Raw genomic sequence first — 20,897 nt, forward strand, 5'->3', positions numbered from 1 at the left:
GCAAGGACGCTCTCCCATGCGCGCAAGACTGGCCCTGCCCGTCGCCCTCATAGCAGCCATCTCCGTCACCGCCACCGCGTGCCAGTCCTCGTCCGGTGACTCCTCGGGCTCGGCCGGAAAGAACACCCCGTCCTCCGCTTCGGGCGCCGCCGACTACAACCCGACGGCGTACGACAAGCTCAAGGACGGCGGGACCTACACGTCGGTGGGGACGTTCGACGAGCAGGGCAATCCGTTCAACGTCAACGGCACGCTCACGGCGACCCGGGTGTGGGCCTGGTACAACGCGAACGCAATCACCTTCTCGCCGACCGGTGAAGTGCAGTACAACCCCGACTACTTCAGCGATGTGAAGGTGTCCGTCAAGGGCGGCAACCAGAAGGTCGTCCTGTCGATCAACAAGAAGGCCGCCTTCAACGACGGAACGCCGATCGACTGGACCGCGATCAAGGCGACCTGGAAGGCCAACAACGGTTCCGACAAGGAGTACGCGGCCTCGACCACGGACGGCTACGAGCAGATCACCGACGTCGCGCGGGGCAAGGACGACAAGCAGGCCGTCATCACCTTCAAGGGCGTCTACCCCGCCTGGCCGAGTCTCTTCTTCACGTTCCTGCACCCGAAGGCAGCCAAGGTCGACAACTTCAACAAGGCGTACGTGAAGAAGGCGCACCCCGAGTGGGGCGCGGGCCCGTACACGGTCGGCAAGTGGGACTCCCACTCGGGCAACATCACCTTCGTCCGCAACTCGAAGTGGTGGGGCAAGAAGGGCAAGCTCGACAAGCGCGTCTACGTGAACCTGGAGTCGACCGCGGGGATCAACGCCTTCAAGAACGGTCAGCTCGACTACGTCTCCGCGGTCGACGCCGAGAGCCTGAAGCAGGTGAAGGGGCTCAAGGGCACCGAGATCCGCAGCGGCGGCAGCCCCTTCGTGTACTCGCTCTACTTCAACACGAAGTCGTCGGTCCTCGGGGACAAGGCGGTGCGCAAGGCCATCCAGGAGAGCATCGACCGCAGCCAGATCGCGAAGATCCAGTTCCAGGGCCTGGACTACCAGGAGCCGCTGCCCGGCTCGGGCCTGTTCTACAGCTTCCAGAAGGAGTACGAGGACAACGTCTCGTCCGTCCTCAAGTACGGGCCCGACCAGGCGAAGAAGGAACTCGACGCGGCGGGCTGGAAGGCCGGGAGCGACGGGATCCGGGAGAAGGGCGGCAAGAAGCTCGAGATCGGCTACACGCTGATGGGCGACGACCCGCTGGGCAAGGCCACCGCGGGCGCCCTAGCCGCGATGCTGAAGCCGGTCGGCATCCGCCTCACGGTCAAGAAGGCCGACGACGCGGACTTCTCCACCATCCTCAGCGAGCGGAAGTTCGACCTGTTCCTCTCGGGCAACCGCTCAGGGGATCCCTTCGGGGCCCGCTACCTGTGCGAGATGTACTGCTCGGACCGGGACTCCAACCTGACGGGAGCCGGATCCCCGGAGCTGGACAAGGAGATCCGCGCCACGTCGGACATCGCCGACCAGGACAAGCAGGCAGCGGCGGCGAACAAGATCGAGCAGAAGGCCCTCCAGAACTACGCCCGGCTTCCGATGTTCAGCGGCCCGTCGACGTACAGCGTCAAGAAGGGCCTGGCCAACGTGGGCGCGACCATCTTCTACAGCCCGTTGCCGGAGACAGTGGGCTGGGCGAAGTAGCGATCAGCGCAGCACGTCGCACAGCGCCCCGGCGAACGTCTCCACGTCCGCCGGGGAGTTGTAGTAGTGCGGCGATACGCGCACGGCCTGCTCGACGCCGACGGTGCGCATGTACAGGGGCGTGTGACTGCCCTGTGCGATCCATACGTTGACTCCTCGCCCGTGCAGTCCGGCCCGGATGTCCTGGGACGGAACGCGGTCGTGGGTGAACGTGACGAGGGCGGCGTGCCGGGAGCCGGGGTCGATCAGCCGCGTCCCCGGCAGCCCCTCGACGACCTCGCGCACGGCGTCGCGCAGCGGCCCGGGGCCGCTGTCGGTGCGGGCGAGGTGGTGCCGGGCCGCCGCGTCGAGGCCCATCACTCCCGGGTTGCCGCGCTCGGCGTACTCGAACCGGCGGGCGCTTTCGGTGCGCACCTCGTAGGCGTCGTCCGCGACCATGTCGGCGGTGTGCAGGTCGTGGAAGGGCAGAGAGACCCGGGCGCGCAGCCGGGAGCCGATCGCGGCGAATCCGGTGCCGCGCGGCCCGCGCAGGTACTTGCGGCCCGCGGCGGTGAGCAGATCACAGCCGATGACGGCCAGGGAGACCGGCAGCTGCCCCACCGACTGGCAGGCGTCGACTCCGTAGAAGCACCGCCGGGGCGCGAGGATCCTGCCGATCTCCTCGACCGGCAGGACGATGCCGCATCCGGACGGCACATGGGGCACGGAAACGAAGGCGACGTCGTCGTCGATGTTCGCTTCCATCCAGTCCAGGTCCAGGTCTCCGTCGGGCAGCACCGGCACGACCTCGACGCGCAGGTCCAGACGGCGGCGCAGCTCCGTCCAGAGGATGAGGTTGCCCGCGTACTCGTAGGGCGTGATCCAGATCCGGTCCCCCGCTGCGAACGGGAGGTGGGACACCACCGAGGTCCACGCGCGCGTGGCGCTGTCGAAGAGGGCGATGTCGTCCACGGGGGCGTCGAGAACGCGCGCGAGCCGGTCGTAGATGCCTCGTTCGAGCGTGGCCGCGTGGCGCTGCTCGGTCTCGTAGGCGCCACCCTTTGCTTCTTCGGTGAGGTAGCCGGTCATGGCCTGCGTCACGGCCGTGGGCATGAGGCCCGCGCCCGCGTTGTTGAAGTGGACGGTCATGCGTCGATCCCTTCGGGTCAAGTGGCGGGGGCGGGTTCCGTCCCGGGCTCGGTCAGCCAGAGCCAGGTGCTGCGGCGGACGGCGACGATCAGGGCGAGCGCGATGCCGACGGCGGCACCCGCCAGGTACCACGGAGTCGATGCGTGGCCGCCTGCCGTGAGCGGCAGGCTGAGCTGGGGCGCCACGATCAGGCCCACGTTGACGCCCGCCGAGTAGAGCCCCATGTTGCGGCCCGTGACGGACGGGTCGGAGACCTCGCTGACGTAGTGGAGGAGCGCCGGGAAGACGATCATCTCCGCCGCGGTCCACAGCAGCGTCGCGCCCACGAGCGCGGGCCCCGTACCGGCGAGCCCCATCAGCGCGAAGCCCGATCCGGCCAGGAGATAGCCGGTGAGCAGCGCGGCGAAGTGGCCCACGTTCCGCATCGCCGTGTTCAGCGGTACCTCGAACAGCACGATGGCCGCGGCGTTGACGAGGAAGACGGCACCGGCCCAGAGGCTGTCGAGGCCTCGTTCGTGGATCACATAGGCGCTGAGGAAGGTCGGTGGGAGCGCGTAGGCCAGATGGATCGGGAGGGCCAGGACGAAGATCGACCAGAACCGGGTCTCGCCCTTGGGCGTCGGCGCCACGAGTCGGCCTCTGACCGCTTTCTCTTCCGCCGCGGCTCCCCCGGAGGTCCTGCGGGCGAGGAAGACCGCGGTCGCGAGGACGACACAGGCATTGATCAGGAAGAGACCGACCGGGCGCCAGGCGAACACGAGCCCTCCGAGCGCGGGGCCGATGCCCATGCCGACGTTGATGGCGAGCCGGTTGCAGGAGAAGGCGATCTTGCGGTCGCTCTCCTGGGAGTACCGCACGGTCTCCGCGTACGAGGCGGGCGTGAACGCCTCGTAGAAGAAGCCCCATACGAAGGTGCCCGCGATGAGCAGCGTGGCGCTTGCCGCGAGCGGAAGGACCGCCATCAGTGCCGCGTTGCCCACCAGACCGCTGATCAGCACGGTGCGCGCGGACACGTACCGCAGGAGCGCCCCGGCGGCGACGTCGGCGGCGAGCGCGCCGACGCCGTAGGCACCGACGATGGCGCCCACCTGTGCCGCCGAATAGTGGTTCTCGGCCGTCAAGTAGGCGGACAGGAAGGGGAACGCCATGGTTCCGGAGCGGAAGAGCAGGGTGGTGACGAACAGGGTGCGCAGTTCGGGCGCGAGGCCTCGGACCGCCTGCAGAGTGCTGCGCAGCATCAGAGGAGGTACACCTTGTCCTTCAGTTCCTGGATGCGCCGGTAGTCGTCGAGGATCGCCTCCTGGGTGACGCCCGTCATGAAGATCCGCAGTGGGCTGGTGAGGAGGTCGACGGTGGGGCGGATCCGGCCGCCCGGCTTCAGCTTCACACTGGGCAGGAACACGGTGGGCAGGGCGGCGATCTCCCCGACGACGTGCGCGTCGATCGCCCGCACCACGCCTTCCTGACGGCTGGGGGCGTTGTGGACCACGGCCGGCTGGCGGCGGGTGTAGACGCGGTCTCCGTAGCGCTCCAGGAATGCGTCGGGCCGCAGGTAGGCAAGGGCGATCAGGTCGGTCTGGTTGTGGCCGAGGCAGATCTGGTGGAAGTCCGGGTGCATGTTGCCGTTGAGGCGGGCGCCGATCTCCACGAGCGCCGGGCCCTTGGAGGTCATCTTCACCTCGGTGTGGGTGGGCCCGAAGCGGATGTTCATGGCCTTCAGGACTTCGTCCACGTACGCGACGAGTTCGGGCACCGGCGGCTCGTCGGCGGGCAGTAGCACGTCCTTGTCGTAGATGTTCTTGCCGTCGACCAGCGTCTTCTCGTACTTCCAGACACCGCAGACGAAGCGGTGGCCGTCGTGAGCGACCGTGTCCACGATGTACTCCTCGCCGTCCAGGTAGGACTGGACGAGCGCCTCGCGGTTGGGCAGGTCGAAGATGTCCCGTGCGGAGAGGACGTGCTCGGCGGCCTTGCGCACCGCCTCCGCGTCGTCGCAGATGAAGACGCCGTCGGTGGAGGCGGAGCTGAGCGGCTTGACGACCACGGGGTAGTCGTCGTGCGACGCGGCCCAGTCGACGAGGGACTGCGGGTCGTCGCTCTTGAACTGGTCGGCGCAGTGCAGCCCCGCGGCCCGCACGACCTCGATCATCTCGAACTTGTCCCGGCGGGCGGTCGACAGGCGCGAGCCGTTGCCCGCGGTGCCCATGAGCTCGCTGAGCCGGTCGGCGAGCGGCACGCCGGGCTCCTGCCCGGCGAACACGGCGCCGACGTGGTGCGAGCGGAGCTCCTCGACGATCTGCACCTCGTCGTGGAAGACGAGGTCGGCGACGTAGTCGTCCATGGTGGGCAGCAGCATCGACGTCATCCACTCCGGGGTGCTGCGGACATGGACGACCTGGGCGCCCAGGCGGGCGCAGGCCGCGGGAAGGAAGTTTCCTGTCGAATAGCCGTCGACGATGGCGGCGACAACGGGAGTGGGTGGCAACGGACTGCCTTCTTTCGCGTCAGTATGCGGCGCCGAAGCGGACCCGCTCCGGCTCGTACAGATCGGCCAGGGCGGTCAGGGCCGTCGGCGGGTACTCGGCGAGGCGGTGCAGGAGGTGCAGCCACCAGTTCTGCCCGTACACGGTCGCGATCCGGCACGGTATGCCGCGGTCCTTGTACGACTTGAGCAGCGGCGGACGGCATCCGTGCAGCATCTCGATCTCCTCGACGCGCTCCAACAGGCCGCGGCCGTCGAGCAGTTCGAGGAGCGAGGCGTCGTGTGAGGCGACGGCGACGGGGTTGCCGTGCTCCAGGATCCGTTCGAGGAACCTTGCGTAGCGGTCGTCGAGCTCGGAGCCGCGGGGCAGCGCGACGTCCGCGGCTTCGTTGTAGACGCCCTTCACCAGCCGGATCTTGCGTCCCCAGGGCAGGACGGTGGCGAGGTCCTGCTCGGTCCTGTGCAGCTGCGCCTGGAGGGTCAGGGCGACGTTCTCGTGCTCCTCGGCGAGGCCCTTGAAGACGGTGAGGATGTCGTCCACGAGCGACGAGCGCTCCATGCTGATGAGGATGCCCGCACCCTGGGGGGCGGCGGCTTCGAGGAGGGCGGCCGTGTTGTCCGCGGCGGTCCGGGCCGAGAGGAGCGATCCGACGTTCGACAGGTCGAAGCCGAGCTGCACGGGGGCGGCCAGTCCGGCGCTCCCGTGGCGCTCGATCAACTCGGCGTACTCGTCGGTCACGGCCCGGACCTCGTCGGCGTCCCGGGCCTCCTCCCCCACGAACTCGACGCCCGTGCGGTACCCCTTGGCCTCGAGCACCGGTAACCGCTCGAAGAGTCCCTCCTGATCGGCCGCGACGACGTAGCGGTCGGCGGCCGGGGCGAGCAGTGCGGCCATCAGTGGGTGGTCGACGAAGGCGGACCGGCAGCGCGGCTCGGCGGCCAGCTTCTTCAGGCCGTTGGTGGCCAGGCGCAGCAGATCGGGGTCCAGGGCGGCCGCCGCCTGGGCGTCCACGACGTGGCTCATGCGGTGTGTCCTTTCATGTGGAGCGTCCGGGCGAGGGCGGCCGCCTCCGCGAAGGTGCCGCCGTCGCCGAGCTGGGCCGGGTCGCCTCCGCCGCGCCGCCAGTCGCGGTACTTCGCGGCATAGCTGAGCAGGGTCTCCTGGTTCTCCCGGCCGCGTGACCGGGTCAGGATTCCGGCCCACAGCCCGTCCCAGCGGGCGTAGGCGGGGTCTTCCATGAGGACTTGGTGGGCTCGCTTCATGTTCCAGAAGGGGACGCCGGTGTTGAGGTGGTGCACCAGGTGGTAGTTGTCGTGGTGGCGGCCGAGGAGGAAGCGTTCGACGGCCCAGCCGTGGCGGTTGCGGGTCATGAGGATCTGCTTGTTCTCGCTCTCCGGCAGCGGGTAGTGCTCGGCCAGTTCGGAGAGCCAGCCGATCGCGATGGCAGTGGTGAAGAGCGGGACGAACCAGAAGAGCACCAGCTCGACCAGTCGGCCGTGCCAGGCGCACAGGGCGACGATGCCGCCCCACTGCGCCGCCAGGATGATGCGCTCCGTGGCGAGGCGGATGGGCATCGAGACCGCGACGTCCTTGGGGTTGAAGAGGATGCGGTCCCGGACGACGTAGTTGACGTACTCGAAGGTCCGCATGCCGAAGACAGCGAGTGCGATGTTCTTGAAGAAGAACTTCTTGTCGGAGATCCGGTGGTCGTAGATTCCGACACCGACGTGGAAGGTGTAGTCGGGGTCCTTCTCGGGGTCGCCCAGATATCGGTGATGGAAACCTATGTGGGAATTCCGGTACGGGCTGTAGAGGTGCAGCACCAGATAGCCGGAGAAGATCGTTCCCAGCGTGACGTTGAGGCGCTGGTTCTTGGCGAGCACCTTGTGCGAGGACTCGTGCAGGAGATTGACGAAGGCCCGCTGAGTCGAGCCGATGAGGACGAGCGCCACCGGATAGAACCAGTACGACGCCCAGATGCACAGTGCTGTCGCGGCGCCCAGCACGACGTAGTCGAGCAGGAGTGCCAGTGGCGCGTGGTAATTGTCCAGCCCGCAGAGCTGTCGCAGGCGTTTCCTCACTCCTCGGTCGAGCCTGCTGAAATCGAGGTCATCCATAGCGCGTTTCACGAGAACAGAAGATGCCTCGCAGGCACGCGCCACGGCCTGCGAAATCGGACGTCGTCGCCTGTCGGCCGGACGCCGCCGGACGTCACCGGAGCATCCGGGTCGGAGCCTTTACGCGCTTTCGGACTGCGCGGGCCGGGTCCAGGACGGTGTCCAGATGCCGTTGCGGGGACGGCCCGGATAGGCGGCCATGAGGTGGGCGCGCAGGGCCGCCAGGGCGGGGTGGGGGTTGGCGGTCTGCCGGATCAAGGAGTGGGGGTAGACCGGGGTCGGGTCCTTGAGGGGGATGCGGCGCAGGTCGTGGCCGGTGGGCCAGACCAGGGGGGTCTGTTCGCTGACGAAGGTGCCCAGCGTCGTGGAGTTGGCGATGGTGTCGAGCAGGGGCTCGATGCCGAAGTCGGGGCCGACCGGGTCGATGGTGAAGCCGAAGGTGGCGGCCAACTCGTCGTAGTAGGCGGCCCACTCGGTCCCCGGCATGTTGCCGGGCATCCAGATCCGGTGGCCCGCGAGCTGGCCGGGACGGATCGCGGGGGCGTCGGCGAACTCGTGGTCCGGGCCGGTGAACAGGTGCAGCGGTTCGTCGAAGACAGGGGTGGCGTCGAGGCCGCGCGGGAGCTGTCGGCCCGGCATCGTCACGGCGCGGAAGGTCGCGTCGATGATTCCGTCCCGTACGGCGGCTAGGGCCGTGTCGGAGTCGAACAGCGTCACGACGTCGAGTTCGGTCTCGGGGTGTGCGCGGTGGAAGCCGCGCAGCAGACCGGCCAGGGAGAGCTGGCGGCCGATGACGTCGACGCGCAGCGCCCGGTGTCCGGGCTGCACGGAGGCGACGGCCCGTTCGGCGGCGCGGAGGAAGGCGCGGGCGTGGGGAAGGAACGCCTGCCCGTCGATGGTCGGCCTCGCTCCGCGCGCGTCACGGGTGAAGAGCTGGACGCCGAGTTCCTTTTCCAGTGCGGCGACGCGCTTGGACACCGCCTGCGGAGTGACCGAAAGGTCGGCGGCGGCGTCCTGGAACTGCTCCGCTTCCACGACGGCGACGAAGGTGCGTACGGCGGTGACGTCCATGCCGCCCATCCTAGACAGACAACCAAACGTTGTTCTTTCGCGCACTGATCGTTGTTTGATCCCTGTGCAGGCCGGTCGGTTTGATGACGCAGGCCAACTCCTGGTTGGTCGACCGTCGTATCCGAAGGGCCTCAGTGCCCCTGTCGTGAGGAACAGCCATGCCTGAACAGAACCGTCTCTATATCGACACTCCCGAGTGGGCGCGCACGGCCGAGCGGATCGAGCACGTCACCGCCCTCACCGCACGGCTCAATGTCCTGCCGTTCGACGACAAGGCGGCGCGTGCGGCCCTGTTGGCCGAGATTTTCGGCAAGCCCGTTCCCGACTCCGTGACCCTGTATCCGCCCTTCTATACGGACCACGGATTCGGCATCGAATTCGGTGAGCGCGTCTTCGTCAATCACAGCTGCACCTTCTACGACCAGGGCGGCATTCGACTGGGCGACGGCGTGCTCATCGGTCCGAGGGTCAACCTCATCTCCTCCGACCATCCGGTCCGGGCGTCGGAGCGGAGCGCGTTCATCACGCGGGCGCCCATCACCGTCGAGGCGCATGCATGGCTCGGTGCGGGGGTGACGGTGCTGCCCGGTGTCACCATCGGCCGGGGTGCCGTCGTCGGCTCCGGCGCCGTGGTCACCAGGGACGTTCCCCCGGACACCCTGGTGACCGGGCCCGCGGCCTTCGAGCGCAAGAGCTGGGAGGACTGAGATGGGCTGAGGCGGACTGATCCGGGAGAGGCTCACGCCGGCTCGGGCAGGTCCATCCGCCCGAGTGCGGCGGGGTCGGTCACGATCCTGATGTCGGTGATCCGGCCGTCGACGACGGTGAACGCCAGGAGCGACAGCGGGGTGCCGTCCTCGCTCCACGCGACGAACCCCGGAAGGCCGTTGACGCGTACGGCCCGCCCCTGCGCGGCCGCGGAGGCGGAGGCGGAGAGTCGCGCACCGGCCGCGACCCTGGTGGCGCCGAGGGCGACGACCGTGCCGGTCGGAGTGTCGGCGGTCAGCTTCACCTCGGGGTCGAGCACCCGCAGCAGCTCCTCGAAGTCGCCGTGCCGAGCCGCCGCGAGGAACGCCCGCACCACTTCCCGCTGTTCCCGTCCGACGCCGGTCGGCCGTTCGATCTGCTGCACCTTCCTGCGGGCGCGGCTGGCCAGCATCTTGGCGGCGGCGGTGGACTTGCCGAGGATCCGGCCGATCTCGCCGAACGGCACCGCGAACAGGTCGTGCAGCACGAACGCCAGCCGCTCGCTCGGCCCCAGCGAATCCAGGACGACGAGCAGCGCGACCCCGACCGAGTCGGCGAGCACCGCGTCCTCCTCGGGCACCGGACCGTCGTCGAGCGTCACGACGAACTCGGGCAGACCGTCGCCGTAGGACGCCTCCGGGCGGGCCTGGCGTGAGCGCAGGACGTCGAGGCTGATCCGTCCGACCACCGTGGTCAGCCAGCCGGAGAGGTTGTGGATGCTCGTAGCGTCCTGGCGGGAGAGCCGCAACCAGGCCTCCTGCACCACGTCTTCGGCGTCGGCGTGCGATCCGAGCATGCGGTGGGCGACCGCGCGCAGCCGGTCCCGCTGGGCCTCGAACGCCTCGGTGACCTGGTCTGCCGGGCGGGTGTCGGACATCTGGTTACCTTCCTCGGGACTGCTCCGTCATGGGGATGACGGGCCCGGAGGGGCACAGGTAACCGATGAAGGAGCACCACCGATGGAAGCACGCTTGAACGGCGCGCCGAACCCCGATGTGACCGCGGCGATCCAGCACCTCTACAAGGCGATTCACGCCGGGGGCGTCGACCCGCGCCTGCTGTCGCTCGTCCATCTGCGCATCAGCCAGATCAACGGGTGCAGCCCGTGCGTCCACGCCTCGGTCGAGGGGGCGCGGAAGGCCGGTGAGAGCGACGAGCGGCTGCACAACGTGGTCGCGTGGCGCGAGACGCCGTTCTACACCGAAGCGGAGCGGGCGGGCCTCGCCCTGGCCGAGGCCTCCACCCGGGTCCAGGACGGCGCGCCGGGCGTGACCGACGAGATCTGGGAGGCCGCCGCCGAGCACTTCAACGAGGCGCAGTTGGGCGCGATCGTCCTGGAGGGCGCGCTGACCAACTTCTTCAACCGGATCAACCGCGCGGTGCGGGAGCAGGCCGGGAAGACCTGGTGAGTCGCGTGTGAGGCGAGGTGGATCCGGCTGACGGCGCGGAGAACACCGGCGGCGGTGAGGGGACCTCCTCACCGCCGCCGGTGTTTTCCGTGTGCGTGTGCGTCATGCGGTTCGGTACGCCCGGAGGAAGGTCCGCACGCCCTCGACGACGAGCGGCCTGACCCGGGTGTCCTCCACCGCGTTCGCGGAACCGAGCCTGTCCAGCGCGACGCCGAAGGTCAGCGCGATGAACTGGTCGGCCGCGAGCCGGGAGTCGGGGACGTGCAGCAGACCGGCATCGCCGAGGGCGGCGAACCGCTCGGCAAGTGCCTCGTCGGGGGTGTCGGCCATGGTGTTGTAACCCCGGTGCGGCAAGTTGCCGGATTCCGCGCGGACCAGGCGCTGCAGCGTCGCGTACTCCGCCGAGCCGAGCATGTCGGTCGAGATGCGCATCGAGAACGTGACCAGGGCGTCCTCGAGGTCGGCGGCCTCGGTGTGGCCGCCGAGGTCGGTGAGGGTGTCGTCCAGGGTGCGCCGGATCGTCGTGAGCATCGACTGGCCGATGTCGTCGACGACGGCCTGCAGCAGCGTCTGCTTGTCGCCGAAGTAGTCGTAGACCGTCCGCTTGGAGACCTGCGCCCGGGCGGCGACCGCGTCGACGCTGGATCGGTCGAAGCCGTCGGCGAGGAACAGTTCCCGGGCCGCCGAGAGGATCGCGGTCCGCTTCTGCGTGGACCCCTCGCGGAGTGTCTTAGTGGTCGGCGTCTTCGTGGTCGGCATGGCCACATCCTAGCCGCCTCTTCTCCTACACTGCACGGTGTAGTGTAATACTGGCGCAGTGATGGAACGGACCCGGCAAAGAACGGAAAGGACATCCATGACCGCAACGACCCTGGCTCCCCCGGTCCGCATCGGGAAGGCCGCTGTCGGAGCCCTCGGCCTGCTGGCCGTCGCCACCGGCGCCCTGGAATCGGTGGTGACACCGACGCTCCCGCTGCTCCAGCGCGAACTGGACATGAGCCCGGCCGAAGGGGCGTTACTCAGCATCGTGCTCCTGATCACCGGCGCGCTCATCACGCCGGTGGCAGGCAAGTTCGGCGACCGCTACGGCGGAAAACAGGTGCTGATCCGGCTGATGGCGGTGGTCTGCGTCGGCGGCCTGGTGTCCTCGCTGGCGCCGAACCTGCCGGTGCTGCTGCTCGGCCAGTTGCTGCAGGGAGCGATGGTGGGCGCGCTGCCGCTGTCGTTCATCCTGGTCCGCGAACACCTCCCCGCCGGAGAGTCGAAGGTGGCCATCGGGTGGGTCAGCGGCTTGTTCGTGGCGGGCGGGATGACGGGCACGCTGTCGGCCGGACCCGTGGCCGAAGGGCTCTCCCGGCACTGGATGTTCGCGCTGCCGACCATCGCGGTCATCTGCGCCACCGTGCTGGTGAGCAGGCTGCTGCCGCAGGATCCGCCGCGCAGGTCGGACGACGTGGGGGTCGACTGGCCCGGCCTGCTCCTCCTGAGCGGAACGCTCGTCACCCTCATGCTCGTCCTTGCGCTGGCGCCCGACATCGCCTCGCAGCCCTTCGTGCTCGGCGCCCTCATCGTGGTGCTTGCCGCCTTCGCGACGGGCTGGACGGCCGTGGAGCGCCGTGCGGCATCGCCGATGGTCGATCTGCGCATGCTGGCACGGCCAGCGGTGTGGAAGTCGTGCGTGCTGACGTTCGTGATCTGCGCCGGGACCTCGGTGCCGGTCTATCTCCTGCCGCAGTTGTTCGCGGTCCCCGCCGACGAGTACGGCTTCGGGGCGAGCGCCACCGAGATCGGCTTCTTCCTGCTGCCGGGCACCCTGGCCGCGTCGCTGGCCGGGCCGCTCAGCGGGATCGGGGCGCGGCGTTACGGCTCGCGTGCCGTCGCGACCGCCGGGATCCTCATCATGGTCGCCGCCCTGGTCGCCCTCGCCGCCGCGCACAGCGAGATCTGGCACCTCGTCGTCGGCAAGGTGATGGTCGCGCTGGCCAACGGCCTCTGCGTCACGGCGATGGTGACCAGCACCGCCACATCCGTCGACCAGGGCGACACCGGCATCGCCACGAGCCTGGTCCTGGTGACCCGCGTGCTCGGCTTCGCCGTGGGTGCGCAGGTCAGCGGCGCGATCCTCACCGCGGGCACCCCTTCGGGTTCGGACGTCCCCGCCGAATCGTCCTTCGTCATCGGCTTCGCCATAGCGGGCGCCGTCACGGCGCTCGCCCTGCTGGTCACCCGCACCATGAACAAGGGAGTCAAGGAATGAGCCTCGCCCGCACCGAACCGCTGAGCGCCGCCCGCACCTCGCCGAGGCGCACGGCCCTGATATCCGGGGCCAGCATCGCGGGACCCGCCCTCGCGTTCTGGCTGAACCGCCACGGATACGCGGTCACGGTGGTCGAGAAGGCCGGCGCGCTCCGTGGCGGCGGCTACCCCATCGACGTACGCGGCACCGCACTTGAGGTCGTCCGCAGGATGGGGATCCTGCCGCGGCTGCGGGAGGCGCACATCGAGCTGCGCCGCCTGACCTTCCTCGACGCGGACGGCGGCGAAGTGGCCTCGGTCGCCCCGCACAGCCTCACCGGCGGCGCCGCGGGACGGGACCTGGAGGTGCGGCGCGGGGACCTGACCGATGCCCTGTACACGGCGGTCCGCGACGACGTCGAGTTCCTGTTCGGCGACTCCATCGACACTTTCGAGCAGTCAGGTCACGGGGTCGACGTCACCTTCCGCGGGGGCAGCAGACGTACGTTCGACGTGGTGTTCGGCGCGGACGGTGTGCACTCGCGCACCCGCGAGTTCCTGTTCGGCCCCGAAGAACAGTTCCACCGCTACCTCGGCTACTGCTTCGCCGGATTCACCATGCGCAACACGTTCGGCCTCTCCCATGAGGTCAAGATGTGGAACACCCCGGGCAGGGCCGCGGCTCTCTACGCCACCGGGGACCACGACGAAGTGCACGCCTTCCTGAACTTCGCCCACCCGGAACCGCCGTTCGACGCGTTCCGGAATCCGCAGGCCCAACGCGACCTGGTCGCCGCGGTCTTCGCCGACGCGGGATGGGAGGTGCCCGGCATGCTCGCCGCCCTGCGCGACGCGGACGACCTGTTCTTCGACGCGGTCAGCCAGATCCGCATGCCCCGCTGGTCCAGCGGCCGGGTCGCGCTGGTGGGCGACGCCGCGTACGCACCCTCGTTCCTGACCGGACAGGGCTCGAGCCTCGCGCTCGTCGGCGCGTACATGCTCGCCGGTTCCCTGGCCGACCGGGACCACGCCACGGGCTTCGCCGCCTATGAGCACGACACCCGTGGGTTCGTGACCGTCAACCAGGACCAGGTCGGCAAGGGCGATGCCCCGCTCTTCCCGACGACCGCCCGCGCCCTGGAGCAGCGCAACGCCGTGCTGCGCAGACTCAGCGTCCTGCCCGCCACGGCGGAGCGACCGGCCCATTCAGCGCTGACCCTGCCCGAATTCACCGTCACTCGGCCTTCCGCAGCGGGTAGATGAAGCTCGTCGCCCGGCCTTCCTGCAGTACGAAGGCCTCGTCCTGCTCCTTGGCGCGGCCGCTGACGATGTCGGACAGCATCCGGATGTGGAAGCGGATGTACGAGGTCTCGGTGCAGGCGAGGTGTTGACGGACCTGCGTCGACACCTCGTGCAGGTTCCAGGCCGGGACCCCGGGGTAGAGGTGGTGCTCGGCGTGGTAGTTCGTGTTCCAGTTGAGGAAGCTGAACCACCTGCTCTTGGTGTAGACCGAATTCGTGTTACGCCAAGGGTTGTCGCTCCGCTCCGCATAGTAGTGCTCGGGCATGATGGAGAAGTTGTTCAGCACCCAGGCGATGCAGGCAGGCATGATGTATACGGTGAGCATCACCATGGGCCAGAGAACGGTCAGGGCGATTACGGCGGCGATCCAGCCGAACAGGATCCAGGTGTCGCGGCGGATCGCGGAGCGGGCCCGGTCGGTCTTGACGAAGTAGGGGTAGCGATTTCCCAGCGAGGCGACCGACATTCGCAGGAACCCGATGAAATAGTCCCAGTTGATCATCGCCGTCGCGTATTCACGTAAATTGGTGATGATGCCGTCGGGTTCCGGGTCCTCCGCGGTATGGGTGTTGCGGTGATGGTGCATGTGGAACACCCGGTATAAGGCGCTGTTGACGAGAATGAGCGTACCGGCGACTTGTCCGGCGACCCGGTTCCCGCGGTAGGTGTTCATAAAGGTGCCGTGCGACGCGCAGTGCAGCAGGTTGTGCAGTGAGGCGATCACGACGGCGGCCAGCACCCAGCCGATGCCGATGGCCCACCAGGTGTCGACGACCAATGCCCCGGCCACCGGGATTGCGTAGAGCAGGGCGTGCGTCGCGGCACGGCGCAGGGCCTGCCCGCTGGAACGGCGGGTCAGCTTGCGCAGTTCGGCCGAGGAGAAGAGGTCGTTGCGGTCGAGGTGGACGTTCTCCTGTGACTGTGTCATTCCTGAACTCCAAGAGCGTCGAAACAGCGCAAAGGGAGCCGGCGCGGCCCCACTCGCAAGCTACAGATTTCGATGCTGAAACAACACCCCTCTCCGGGACTCCGACCAAGGGTGCACTTACCGGGGCGGCGCTCACCGGACCGACCTGCCGGGCATAGCCAGTTGGGCATACCCGTACTTCCCGTGGAATACCGATCCACCCTTCCATAGACTCGATACCCGACCCTGATGGAAATACTGACTCCTGGGCAGGTGTACCTTGCTGGTTCGCGCGGTTGAAGAGGTCGTGGGAAGCGAATGCGACGTGGACTGGGGTAACGGGACGAGCCGAAGGCTGCTCGTTCAGGCCGACGAATTAGGTTTCAGCCTGACCGAGACGTATGTGCAGCCCGGCAGCGAGTCGTACCTGCGGTACGACAACCACCAAGAGGTCTGCTACTGCGTGTCCGGTTCCGGTTCGGTGGAGACGGCGGACGGCTTGTTCGACATCAAACCGGGGATGCTGTACGCCCCGGGCATGGGCGAACCGCACGTGCTCCGCTCCACCCACGGCATGACGCTGATGTGCGTCTTCACACCGGCATTGAACGGTCCGGAAAAGCATCTGCTCACACCTGGTGTGCATTCGAGTTACTAGGAGCGACAGCGGGCGGTGACGCGTCGGGCGTCGACGAGGAACTGCACTTCGACTCGGTGAGTACCTCGCGGCGCCCCTCTCCGCCGTCCGTCGGCACCATCCCGAACTCCGGTTGGTCGAGCCTCTGTTTGCGAACAGGGAAGGCAGGAGAGCATGCCCGACACCATTGACCTGGTGATCCCGAACATCGTCGAGTTCAACCTGAAACGCGAACTGCTGGACTTCGACCCGGGCGTGGAGCACGACCTGGTCGAACACGGCACGGGGTTCACCGATCAGTGTGTCTTCTGGAGCGCCGCCCCTCGCGTGCTCGTGCTCCCGGCCGGTTACTCCCAGGAGTGGCTGGCCCACGTCCACGAGGGCCTCGGCGGCCCCGTCCCGCCCGTCGTGTCGCCGGTCCCGCGCACCGGACGCCTGGTCCACGACCTGCTCAACGACGACCGGGCGCTCGCCGCGCTGCTCGCCGCGACCGGCGGGGCGCGGGAGGTGCGGTTCCTGTCCTTCGGGGCCTCGCCCGACCTGTACTCCTTGGCCGCGGTGCTCCGCAGTCAGGGACGGGACGTGCGGTTGGACGTCGCCGACCCGGAGCACTACTGGTCGTGCGAGTACCTCGAATCGAAGCTGAGCTGTGTCGACCTCGCCTCGCACATCCCCGGGTTCCGCGTGCCGCGGGGCATCTCGGTCACCAGCTGGGAGCAGCTGAAGGGCGCGGTCACGGCGATCGTGGACGGCGGCGGCCGGGCCGTGGTCAAGAGCATGTACGGGGTCGGCGGGTACGGCTCCGCCGTCGCGCAGAGCGAGGCCGACGGCACCGTCCGGCGCTTCTGGCAGACCCTGCGGCGTGAGCCCTTCTTCGGTACGTTCCCGCTCACCGTGCAGGACTACATCGAGCACGGGACCGACTGTCCGGCCGTGGACGTCCTCGTGGACGACGGCGCGGAGCCGCGGATGGAATACAGCATGCTCGGCGTCGACGGGCTGCGGTACCGCAGCCTCGCCCTCGGCCCCGGGGTCCTCGAACCCGGCCTGGAGGAACAGCTCTCCGCACTGGGCAGGGCCGTCCACGCGTTCGCCCAGTCCCTCGGCTACCGGGGCTGGATGACGATCGACTGCCTCCGTGCCCTCGACGGGGAGCTCTACGTCACCGAGATCAACGCCCGGCGCTCCGGCGCCATGCACGCGGTCGCGCTCGCGGAGCGGTGGGCCGACGAACTCCCGATCGCCTACACCCATGACGCGCTGCCGATGCGGCTCACGGGCACGGTGTCGTACACGGCGCACATCCGCCCCGTCTTCGACGAGCTGTGGGCCCGCGGCATCCGCGCCTACCCGTCGACCGTCCGTGCGCTGACGGGGCACCGGCCCTCGCTCGGCATCGTCGTGTGCGCCAAGAGCGCGGAGGACGGCGAGCGCATCGCCGAGGAGGCCCACCGAGCGGTCAACGCTGCCGTGGCAGGGTGAACTGACAGGCGGAAAAGGGCGCCTGGCCGGGATGTCCACCCCGGCCAGGCGCCCTTTTCCGCTTACGCGTGAGCGGAGTCGGCCGTGTTCGGGGTGCCGCACCCCTTCTCCGCGAGGAACTCCGCCTGGGTCATGGGCGTGGCGTTCTCAAAGAGGCGGTTGAGGAGCTCTCCCTCCCACTCCACCGCTTCGACCTCGTCGACGCCGTACTCGGTCAGGATCCGGCCGATGGCCTGGAGGGCGAGCAGCGAGTAGCCGCCCATCTCGAAGAAGTCGCTGCGGTGGACGTCGACGGAGTCGGGGCTCACCTCGAGTACTTGCGCCCAGACCCTGCGCACGACTTCCGCCGCCGCTGCCGCGTCGCCCGGCTGGTCCGGAAGTTGGGCGGCCAGGTTGTCCGTCACGGTTCCTCCATGTGTATCGATGTGCGGCTGATCGCCGGGGACAGGAATGTGCAGCTCTGGTGCGGTCCGGAGTGGCGGTGTAGTCGGTGGCGGTGTCAAGGAATCAGCACCACCTTGCTGGCCTCGCCGGAGTCGAAGAGGCGGAACCCTTCCGCGGCCTCGGACAGGGGCATCCGGTGCGAGATGAGGAAGGTGGGGTCCACGCGACCGCCTCGTATCAGGTTCATCAGCGGCTCGAAGTCGCTGATGGGGTCGCCGACCGCGAAGCGCAGCGTGACCTCCTTGGCGAAGGCGAGCCGGGTCGGCATGGGCATGGTCTCGGAGGCATGGGCGCCCACCGCGCACACGACCCCGCGGGGCCGGACGACGTTCAGCGCGGTCAGGAGCGAGGCGTCGGTGCCCACCGCCTCCAGGACGGCGTCCACGCCGCGCCCCTCGGTCAGGTCGGCGACCTGCTGTTCGACGTCGAGTGCGGCGGGCACCGGGCATGCGCCGCGTTCGGCGGCCAGTTTCCTTCGGCTCTCCAGCGGGTCGATGGCGAGCACCCGGGCCGCGCCGAGCAGCCAGGCGGCCTCCAGGGCCAGCAGGCCCACGGGCCCGCACCCCACCACCGCCACCGTGTCCCCGGGACGCACCTGGGCGCCCACGGCGCAGGCGTACCCCGTGGCGAGGACGTCGCCGACGAACAGGGCGCGCTCGTCGCCGACGTCGTCGGGGATCGGGAACAGCACCGTGTCGGCGAACGGCACGCGCACGAACTCGGCGTGTCCCCCGGCGTAGGCCTGCGTGCCCACGACGGTGGCGTAGCCGAACAGGCCCACCCGGTCGCACTGGTAGTGCCAGCCCCTGCGACAGGACCTGCAGTGCCCGCACGCGATGATGTCCGAGGCGACGACCCGGTCCCCGGGGCGCAGACCGCGCACCTCGGAACCGACCTCCTCGATCACACCGGTGAACTCGTGGCCGGTGACCGTCCCCGCCCCGAACCCGTCGATCTCACCGCGGTACGGGTGGAGGTCGGTGCCGCAGATCGCGCTGCGGACGACCCGGACGACGGCGTCCCGCGGTTCCTCGACGCGGGGCATGGCGATGTCGTCCGCGACCGCCGCCCGGCGTGCGCCGTGCCATTGCAGCGCTCTCATGTGTCCTCCAGTGCACGGCAGCCCGCCTCGAGCTCCTGGTGCAGGTCGTCGAGGAGGCGTGCGGCGGCCGTGTCGTCGTACTGGCCGGGGTCGTGGACCAGCAGGACGCGCAGCGCGCCCGCGTCCTCGTAGAAACCGAGGTCCAAGGGGTACTGCGAGAAGGGATCGTGGTTGATCAGGGTCGTGTCGAGGCCTTCGAGGGCGGGCGGCACCTCCGGCGTGGTCTGGAAGGAGACGCATACGCCGATCGCCGGACGGAACCCGCGCCCCCACAGCCCGAGGTCGTGGGCGAGGCGCTCGAACGGCAGGTTCCGGTGGGTGTAGACGTCGATCAGGTTCCGGCGGACCAGGCGCAGCAGGTCGCGGAAGTCCGCGTCCACGGGCACCCGGGTCCGCACGGGCAGCAGGTTCACGAAGAGCCCGACGGCCTGCTCGAAGTCGGCCCGGGTGCGGAATCCGCCGCGTGTGCCGACGAGGATGTCGTCGGTGTCGACGTAGCGGCGCAGCAGGCGCTTGGCGGCGGCGAGCAGCACCATGAAGAGGGAGGCGTGCTCGTTGCGCGCGGCCGCGCGCAACCGGTCGCTCAGGGGTTGGGGCAAGGTCATCCACCGTGTCCGCGGGGGCTGTCCGGGCGGAGCCGGTGCGGAGGAGGCCAGGGTGAGCGGCGGCAGCACGGTCGCGTTCGCCAGGGTCTCCTTCCAGTGGGTGAGCTGTTTCGCGTAGACGGGGCCGCTGAGCCAGTCGCGCTGTCGGCGCACGAAGTCCCGGTACTGGGCGGGCGGGGGCGGCAGGGGTGAGGGCCGACCGTGCAGGTGTGCGGTGTAGAGCTGCTCCAGTTCCCGAAGGATCACCGACCACCACGACCAGGCGTCGGAGACCAGGTGGTGCAGGGTGATGCGCACGATGTGCTCGCGCGGCCCGAGCCTGATCAGTGCCGCGCGCACCACGGGCCCGTGGACCAGGTCGAACGGGCGCTGCAGGTCCTCGGCGAGGAGCCGGTCGGCTGCCTCGTCGCGTTCCGCCGCGGGGAGCGCCGTGAGGTCGGTCAGGGGCAGGGGCACCTCGGCCCGCGGGGAGACGCGCTGGACGGGCAGCCCCGCCACGACGGGGAAGCAGGTGCGCAGCGCCTCGTGGCGGCCGACGATCTCCTCGACGGCCGCCCGCAGGGCCGCCGCGTCCAGGTCGCCGACGAGGCGGAACGTCACGGGGTCGGCGTGCCGTGGGTGACCGGAGCGCCGTTCCAGGAACCACAGGCCCTGCTGGGCGTACGACAGGGGGAAGTCGTCACCGGGACCGGCTGGGAACGCCCCTCCGTCACCCGTCACTTGATGCCCCAGGTGAAGAGCCACCGCCGCGGCACCCCGCTCAGCTCCAGTCGCTCGAAGGTGGTCCGCAGGCCCCGGATCAGCGCGTCGGAGCCCAGGGCGAGGTCGTCGATCCCGGTGGCGCCCTCCACGAACACCGAGTACGTGCACAGGGCCTCCCAGTCCTGGAGGGTCCACGTGTACACGGCCTCCTCGGACTTGGTCTGGGAGAACCCCGCCTCGGCGAACAGCTCTTCGTGCTGGAGCGGTGTGAGCGTCTGGTGGGCGACCGGCTTCTCGCGTACGAGAACGAGGTCCGTGCCCTGTTCCCGCAGGAGGTCGCGGGTGGCGCGCAGCCAGTGGGTGTAGAAGGGCCGGGTCTCGGGGAGGATGGCTCCCTCGTAGAACAGGGTGTTCAGCGCGCAGCGCCCGCCCGGTGCGAGCAGCCGGTGGCAGCCCGCGATCACGGAACCGCGCTCGGCGGCCGGAATCTGGTGCATCACGTTGCTCAGGACGGCGACGTCCACCGGACCGGTCAGGGACTCGACGTCCTGGGCGCGGCCCTGCACGAAGCGCACCTTGGGGTCGGTCAGCCTGCGGCGTGCGATGGCCAGTTCGTGCTCCGAGGGGTCGATGCCGATGATGGCACCCACGTGTGCGGAGCGCTCCAGGAGCAGTTGGGTGGCGAGGCCCGAGCCGCAGCCGACGTCGGCGACGACGCCGTCGTCGGGCGCGTCGCAGATGTCGACCAGGCGCTGGGTCACGTCGCCGTACAGCGGGCGCCGCGACATGGCGTCGAACTCGTATCCGTGGACGAAGGTCATGACACCTCA

General features: G+C 69.1%; 20 protein-coding genes. 7 read left to right on the plus strand and 13 right to left on the minus strand.

The genetic code is table 11. From position 1 onward, the window contains the following. Nucleotides 1–16 precede the first annotated feature (16 nt). On the plus strand, nucleotides 17–1,696 hold the full coding sequence (locus ABZV77_RS10195; RefSeq protein ID WP_356253031.1) for an ABC transporter family substrate-binding protein: 1,680 nt from the start codon (nucleotides 17–19) through the stop codon (nucleotides 1,694–1,696). 3 nt (nucleotides 1,697–1,699) lie between these two features. Here ABZV77_RS10195 and ABZV77_RS10200 read toward each other — a convergent pair whose 3' ends face one another. The 6 genes from ABZV77_RS10200 to ABZV77_RS10225 form a co-directional block, all read right to left on the minus strand. Further along, nucleotides 1,700–2,824, minus strand: coding sequence for an aminotransferase class V-fold PLP-dependent enzyme (locus tag ABZV77_RS10200; protein ID WP_356253034.1), 1,125 nt, complete (start codon nucleotides 2,822–2,824; stop codon nucleotides 1,700–1,702). A 17-nt stretch (nucleotides 2,825–2,841) separates the two neighbouring features. Further along, the gene (locus ABZV77_RS10205) at nucleotides 2,842–4,062 is read right to left on the minus strand and encodes an MFS transporter (RefSeq protein WP_356253036.1); all 1,221 of its coding nucleotides are present in this window, start codon (nucleotides 4,060–4,062) and stop codon (nucleotides 2,842–2,844) included. Further along, nucleotides 4,062–5,309, minus strand: a complete 1,248-nt coding sequence (locus ABZV77_RS10210) for an ATP-grasp domain-containing protein (RefSeq protein WP_356253039.1) — start codon at nucleotides 5,307–5,309, stop codon at nucleotides 4,062–4,064. The genes ABZV77_RS10205 and ABZV77_RS10210 overlap by 1 nt, the downstream gene beginning before the upstream one ends. Nucleotides 5,310–5,328: 19 nt before the next feature. After that, nucleotides 5,329–6,330 (minus strand): proline dehydrogenase family protein, encoded by a 1,002-nt coding sequence (locus ABZV77_RS10215; protein WP_356253042.1) that lies wholly within the window; start codon nucleotides 6,328–6,330, stop codon nucleotides 5,329–5,331. After that, nucleotides 6,327–7,424, minus strand: a complete 1,098-nt coding sequence (locus tag ABZV77_RS10220; RefSeq protein WP_356253045.1) for a fatty acid desaturase family protein — start codon at nucleotides 7,422–7,424, stop codon at nucleotides 6,327–6,329. Before ABZV77_RS10220 ends, ABZV77_RS10215 begins: the two co-directional genes overlap by 4 nt. 120 nt (nucleotides 7,425–7,544) lie before the next feature. Continuing rightward, nucleotides 7,545–8,495: a LysR family transcriptional regulator gene (locus ABZV77_RS10225; protein ID WP_356253048.1), complete on the minus strand. Its 951-nt coding sequence runs from the start codon at nucleotides 8,493–8,495 to the stop codon at nucleotides 7,545–7,547. Nucleotides 8,496–8,653: 158 nt separating this feature from the next. Here ABZV77_RS10225 and ABZV77_RS10230 point away from each other — a divergent pair, with 158 nt between their 5' ends. Then, nucleotides 8,654–9,202, plus strand: a complete 549-nt coding sequence (locus ABZV77_RS10230; protein WP_356253051.1) for a sugar O-acetyltransferase — start codon at nucleotides 8,654–8,656, stop codon at nucleotides 9,200–9,202. A gap of 32 nt (nucleotides 9,203–9,234) precedes the next feature. Here the strand turns inward: ABZV77_RS10230 and ABZV77_RS10235 are convergent, their stop codons facing one another. Beyond that, nucleotides 9,235–10,119 (minus strand): sigma-70 family RNA polymerase sigma factor, encoded by an 885-nt coding sequence (locus ABZV77_RS10235; protein WP_356253054.1) that lies wholly within the window; start codon nucleotides 10,117–10,119, stop codon nucleotides 9,235–9,237. A gap of 82 nt (nucleotides 10,120–10,201) precedes the next feature. On the opposite strand from ABZV77_RS10235, the gene ABZV77_RS10240 reads away from it, so the two are divergent. Next, nucleotides 10,202–10,651: a carboxymuconolactone decarboxylase family protein gene (locus tag ABZV77_RS10240; protein ID WP_356253056.1), complete on the plus strand. Its 450-nt coding sequence runs from the start codon at nucleotides 10,202–10,204 to the stop codon at nucleotides 10,649–10,651. Nucleotides 10,652–10,753: 102 nt separating this feature from the next. Here ABZV77_RS10240 and ABZV77_RS10245 read toward each other — a convergent pair whose 3' ends face one another. Continuing rightward, nucleotides 10,754–11,410, minus strand: a complete 657-nt coding sequence (locus ABZV77_RS10245; RefSeq protein WP_356253059.1) for a TetR/AcrR family transcriptional regulator — start codon at nucleotides 11,408–11,410, stop codon at nucleotides 10,754–10,756. Nucleotides 11,411–11,507: 97 nt separating this feature from the next. Between ABZV77_RS10245 and ABZV77_RS10250 the strand changes: the two genes are divergently transcribed. Next, a complete protein-coding gene (locus ABZV77_RS10250) occupies nucleotides 11,508–12,908 on the plus strand; it encodes an MFS transporter (RefSeq protein WP_356253062.1) in 1,401 nt (466 codons plus the stop codon). After that, a complete protein-coding gene (locus ABZV77_RS10255) occupies nucleotides 12,905–14,149 on the plus strand; it encodes an FAD-dependent monooxygenase (RefSeq protein WP_356253065.1) in 1,245 nt (414 codons plus the stop codon). Before ABZV77_RS10250 ends, ABZV77_RS10255 begins: the two co-directional genes overlap by 4 nt. On the opposite strand, the gene ABZV77_RS10260 is transcribed toward ABZV77_RS10255, so the two are convergent. Then, the gene (locus ABZV77_RS10260) at nucleotides 14,121–15,116 is read right to left on the minus strand and encodes a fatty acid desaturase (RefSeq protein ID WP_356253067.1); all 996 of its coding nucleotides are present in this window, start codon (nucleotides 15,114–15,116) and stop codon (nucleotides 14,121–14,123) included. The two genes, ABZV77_RS10255 and ABZV77_RS10260, sit on opposite strands and share 29 nt — an antisense overlap. Before the next feature lie 259 nt (nucleotides 15,117–15,375). Here ABZV77_RS10260 and ABZV77_RS10265 point away from each other — a divergent pair, with 259 nt between their 5' ends. Together ABZV77_RS10265 and ABZV77_RS10270 are read left to right on the plus strand one after the other, a co-directional pair. Beyond that, entirely contained in the window at nucleotides 15,376–15,753 is a 378-nt protein-coding gene (locus ABZV77_RS10265) for an ectoine synthase (RefSeq protein WP_356253070.1), read from the plus strand. Nucleotides 15,754–15,906: 153 nt separating this feature from the next. After that, nucleotides 15,907–17,214, plus strand: coding sequence for a hypothetical protein (locus ABZV77_RS10270; RefSeq protein WP_356253073.1), 1,308 nt, complete (start codon nucleotides 15,907–15,909; stop codon nucleotides 17,212–17,214). Between the two features lie 62 nt (nucleotides 17,215–17,276). Here the strand turns inward: ABZV77_RS10270 and ABZV77_RS10275 are convergent, their stop codons facing one another. The 4 genes from ABZV77_RS10275 to ABZV77_RS10290 all read right to left on the minus strand — a co-directional run bounded on the left by ABZV77_RS10275 (nucleotide 17,277) and on the right by ABZV77_RS10290 (nucleotide 20,888). Next, nucleotides 17,277–17,618, minus strand: a complete 342-nt coding sequence (locus ABZV77_RS10275; RefSeq protein ID WP_356253076.1) for an acyl carrier protein — start codon at nucleotides 17,616–17,618, stop codon at nucleotides 17,277–17,279. Between the two features lie 95 nt (nucleotides 17,619–17,713). Next, on the minus strand, nucleotides 17,714–18,760 hold the full coding sequence (locus ABZV77_RS10280) for an alcohol dehydrogenase family protein (protein WP_356253078.1): 1,047 nt from the start codon (nucleotides 18,758–18,760) through the stop codon (nucleotides 17,714–17,716). Next, nucleotides 18,757–20,085: a condensation domain-containing protein gene (locus tag ABZV77_RS10285; protein ID WP_356253081.1), complete on the minus strand. Its 1,329-nt coding sequence runs from the start codon at nucleotides 20,083–20,085 to the stop codon at nucleotides 18,757–18,759. The genes ABZV77_RS10280 and ABZV77_RS10285 overlap by 4 nt, the downstream gene beginning before the upstream one ends. Next, nucleotides 20,082–20,888: a class I SAM-dependent methyltransferase gene (locus ABZV77_RS10290; RefSeq protein ID WP_356253084.1), complete on the minus strand. Its 807-nt coding sequence runs from the start codon at nucleotides 20,886–20,888 to the stop codon at nucleotides 20,082–20,084. The genes ABZV77_RS10285 and ABZV77_RS10290 overlap by 4 nt, the downstream gene beginning before the upstream one ends. Nucleotides 20,889–20,897 lie beyond the last annotated feature (9 nt).

Source organism: Streptomyces sp. NPDC004732 (genome assembly GCF_040609235.1).
Classification (GTDB): domain Bacteria; phylum Actinomycetota; class Actinomycetes; order Streptomycetales; family Streptomycetaceae; genus Streptomyces.

Bases quoted from the DNA above. Each gene is read 5' to 3' on its own strand.
- ABZV77_RS10240 (WP_356253056.1), top strand. From the start codon at position 10,202: ATGGAAGCACGCTTGAACGGCGCGCCGAACCCCGATGTGACCGCGGCG.
- ABZV77_RS10290 (WP_356253084.1), bottom strand. From the start codon at position 20,888: ATGACCTTCGTCCACGGATACGAGTTCGACGCCATGTCGCGGCGCCCG.
- ABZV77_RS10215 (WP_356253042.1), bottom strand. From the start codon at position 6,330: ATGAGCCACGTCGTGGACGCCCAGGCGGCGGCCGCCCTGGACCCCGAT.
- ABZV77_RS10270 (WP_356253073.1), top strand. From the start codon at position 15,907: ATGCCCGACACCATTGACCTGGTGATCCCGAACATCGTCGAGTTCAAC.
- ABZV77_RS10200 (WP_356253034.1), bottom strand. From the start codon at position 2,824: ATGACCGTCCACTTCAACAACGCGGGCGCGGGCCTCATGCCCACGGCC.
- ABZV77_RS10280 (WP_356253078.1), bottom strand. From the start codon at position 18,760: ATGAGAGCGCTGCAATGGCACGGCGCACGCCGGGCGGCGGTCGCGGAC.
- ABZV77_RS10205 (WP_356253036.1), bottom strand. From the start codon at position 4,062: ATGCTGCGCAGCACTCTGCAGGCGGTCCGAGGCCTCGCGCCCGAACTG.
- ABZV77_RS10220 (WP_356253045.1), bottom strand. From the start codon at position 7,424: ATGGATGACCTCGATTTCAGCAGGCTCGACCGAGGAGTGAGGAAACGC.
- ABZV77_RS10245 (WP_356253059.1), bottom strand. From the start codon at position 11,410: ATGCCGACCACGAAGACGCCGACCACTAAGACACTCCGCGAGGGGTCC.
- ABZV77_RS10225 (WP_356253048.1), bottom strand. From the start codon at position 8,495: ATGGACGTCACCGCCGTACGCACCTTCGTCGCCGTCGTGGAAGCGGAG.
- ABZV77_RS10235 (WP_356253054.1), bottom strand. From the start codon at position 10,119: ATGTCCGACACCCGCCCGGCAGACCAGGTCACCGAGGCGTTCGAGGCC.
- ABZV77_RS10230 (WP_356253051.1), top strand. From the start codon at position 8,654: ATGCCTGAACAGAACCGTCTCTATATCGACACTCCCGAGTGGGCGCGC.
- ABZV77_RS10260 (WP_356253067.1), bottom strand. From the start codon at position 15,116: ATGACACAGTCACAGGAGAACGTCCACCTCGACCGCAACGACCTCTTC.
- ABZV77_RS10250 (WP_356253062.1), top strand. From the start codon at position 11,508: ATGACCGCAACGACCCTGGCTCCCCCGGTCCGCATCGGGAAGGCCGCT.
- ABZV77_RS10255 (WP_356253065.1), top strand. From the start codon at position 12,905: ATGAGCCTCGCCCGCACCGAACCGCTGAGCGCCGCCCGCACCTCGCCG.
- ABZV77_RS10195 (WP_356253031.1), top strand. From the start codon at position 17: ATGCGCGCAAGACTGGCCCTGCCCGTCGCCCTCATAGCAGCCATCTCC.